Annotated in this window: 1 protein-coding gene and 1 pseudogene; both read left to right on the top strand. The window is 69.0% G+C overall.

Going from position 1 to position 2,894, the window contains the following annotated elements; genetic code table 11:
• Positions 1 to 99: 99 nt before the first annotated feature.
• A pseudogene (locus H537_RS44195) lies at positions 100 to 1,269 on the top strand (IS5 family transposase); the annotation flags it as partial.
• A 245-nt stretch (positions 1,270 to 1,514) separates the two neighbouring features.
• Positions 1,515 to 2,642 (top strand): IS110 family RNA-guided transposase, encoded by a 1,128-nt coding sequence (locus H537_RS0118835; RefSeq protein ID WP_028999067.1) that lies wholly within the window; start codon positions 1,515 to 1,517, stop codon positions 2,640 to 2,642.
• Positions 2,643 to 2,894: the final 252 nt, after the last annotated feature.

Raw genomic sequence — 2,894 nt, 5'->3', positions numbered from 1 at the left:
TCTGTGCACGTACTTCAGGTTGAGCAGTTCAGATCAGGGAAACAGACACATGCCAACGAAGTAGCTTGACAGGGCGGGAAGTCCCTGTAGTCCATGTACGACGAGTCCGTGGTGGAGCGCTGGAGCGAGAACGTCGTGTGGCAGTTCTTCAGCGGCATGGAGTACTACGAGCCGCGCCTGCCGTGCGACGCCACGCAGATCGGGCGCTTCCGCCGCGTGCTGGGCGAGGCCGGGGTGGAGCAGTTGCTCAAGTCCACCATCGAAGCCGCGGTGGCGATGAAGGCGGTGAAGAAGACCGAGTTTGAACGGGTGATCGTGGACACCACGGTGCAAGAGAAGGCCGTCGCCTTCCCGACCGACAGCCGGCTGCTGGAGGTCGCACGCGAGAAGATCGCGCGGCTGGCCAAGCGTGCGGGGTTGAAGCTGCGCCAGAGCTACGAGCGCGAGGGCCGCGAACTGCGGCGCAAGGCCGGCGGCTATGCGCACGCCAAGCAGACCCGGCGGCTGGGCCGCACGGTGCGGCGCCAGCGCACGATCCTTGGGGCGCTGCTGCGCGACGTGCAACGCAAGATGGCCCACCTCGACGAGAAGACCCGTGCCGCGCTGCAGGTCTGGATCGAGCGCGCCCAACGCATCCACGCCCAGCGCAAGCTCGATAAGAACAAGCTCTACGCGCTGCACGCGCCCGAGGTGGAGTGCATCTCCAAGGGCAAGTCGCGCCAGCGCTACGAGTTCGGCGTCAAGGCCAGCCTGGTCATCACGCACCACCAGGGGCTGGCCGTGGGCGCGCGCAGCTTCCCCGGCAACCCCTTTGATGGCCACACGCTGGCCGCGCAGCTGGAGCAGACCTCCACGCTGCTGCAGGACATCGGCGTGGCGCCCAAAATTGCCGTGGTGGACCTGGGCTACCGCGGCGTGGACGCCGACGTGGCCCCTGTACAGCTCATCCACCGCGGCAAGATCAAGCGCCTCACCCAACTCCAGCGCCGCTGGCTGCGCCGGCGTCAGGCCATCGAGCCGGCCATCGGCCACGCCAAGCACGACCACGGGCTGCAGCGCTGCTGGCTCAAGGGCTCCGAAGGTGACGCACTGCATACGGTGCTGTGCGCCGCGGGCTACAACCTGCGCTGGCTGCTGCGCGCTATCGCCCGGCTGGGCATCGCAGCGGTTTTTTTGCGCCTGCAGTTTCTGGCCGCCTTGTTTGCTGGCGAGCGCACCGCCGGCGCCAAGTCGCCCGTGTCTGTGGCACCGACCTGCTCAAAACCGTGAGCACCGTTCACCTCGGCACCGAACTACTGTCGTACTGCGGCAAAACGAATTTCGCAGGTCCGACTACGTAGGGCTACCCCTTTTCTGAGCGGCGGGCCACCCGCATCGTTCACACAACTAGACAAGATGGCTTGACTTCTTGAGGTGGCCCGTCTCCCGGCCTACCGTGGATTGCGCACCTGCGGTGCGCCGAGCCACAGACCCAGCCCCGTGGGGCAGCGGTCGAATCGCACAGGAGACGGGCCATGAAGGACCAAGCCGTGAGTCTGTACGTCGGGCTGGACGTCCACAAGGACAGCGTCGATATCGCGCTGGCCCAGGCCGGCCGGGACGGGGAGGTGCGCCACTTCGGCACCGTGGCCGGCAGCGTGGAGGCAGTCAGCAAGGCGCTGCGCCGGCTGGTGGCCGCCGGGGAGCGGCTGCATGTTGTCTATGAGGCCGGGCCGTGCGGCTTCGTGTTGCAGCGCCACCTCGCCGCGCTGGGCTACGCCTGCGAGGTCGTGGCGCCGTCGCGCACGCCCAGGCGCTCGGGCGACCGCATCAAGACCGACCGGCGCGACGCCGTGATGCTGGCGCGGCTCTCGCGCGCGGGCGAGCTCACCGCGGTGCGGGTGCCCGACGCGGCCGACGAAGCGCTGCGCGACCTGGTGCGCGCCCGCGAGGACGCCGTGCGCGAGCAGCGCAACAGCCGCCACCGGCTCAAGGCGCTGCTGCTGCGCAACGGCATCGCCTACAGCGGGCGCACCTCGTGGACGCCGGCGCACCTGCGCTGGCTGGCCAGCCTGACGCTGCCGCACCCCAGCCAACAGATCGCGTTCCAGGAGTACCTGCACGCGATCACGGAGGCCAGCGCGCGCATCGAGCGGCTGGAGCAGGCGCTGCGCGACGCGCTGCCGCAGTGGTCGCTGCTGCCGGTGGTTGCCGCGCTGCAGGCGCTGCGTGGGTTCGGGCTGATCGCCGCGGCCACGCTGGTGGCCGAGATCCAGGACTTCCAGCGCTTCGCCAACCCCCGCCAGCTCATGGCCTACCTGGGGCTGGTGCCGTCGGAGGACTCCAGCGGCCAGCGCCGGCGCCAGGGCGCCATCACCAAGGCCGGCAACCCGGCGGCACGGCGCATCCTCGTGGAGGTGGCGCACCAATACCGCTTCCCAGCCAAGGTCAGCGTCGAGATCGCCCGGCGCCAGGTCAACTGCCCCAAGCCCATCACCGACATCGCCTGGGAGGCGCAGGTGCGGCTGTGCGCCCGCTACAAGCGGCTGGCCGCACGCCGGCTGCCGTGCAACAAGATCATCGTGGCCATCGCCCGTGAGCTCGCCGGCTTCGTCTGGGCCGTGGCGTTGAAGGCCGCTCCGGCCCCACAGCCTGCGGCCTGAACAGACCGCCACCGAACCCCATCACCCTCTCGACAGCGAAGGAGGTGAACCACCCGCGACACCACGCTCGGCCGGATCGGGAACACGGCGCAGCCGCGGCCAGGGGAACCCTCGGCAGATTTATTGCGCGCATGCCTTCGTGCACCGACCGCAGGAACTAGTGCTCCGTCACGGTTGCACTGTGGGGTAAAGGCGCTTGAGTTTGATACGGGCGTCGGCGGTGGTGAAGCGCCAATCGATGGCGGCATGGCT

This window comes from Azohydromonas australica DSM 1124 (genome assembly GCF_000430725.1).
GTDB lineage: Bacteria > Pseudomonadota > Gammaproteobacteria > Burkholderiales > Burkholderiaceae_C > Azohydromonas > Azohydromonas australica.
The sequence above is the reverse complement of the archived record's forward strand: the minus strand, read 5'-3'. Positions and strand labels throughout refer to the sequence as shown.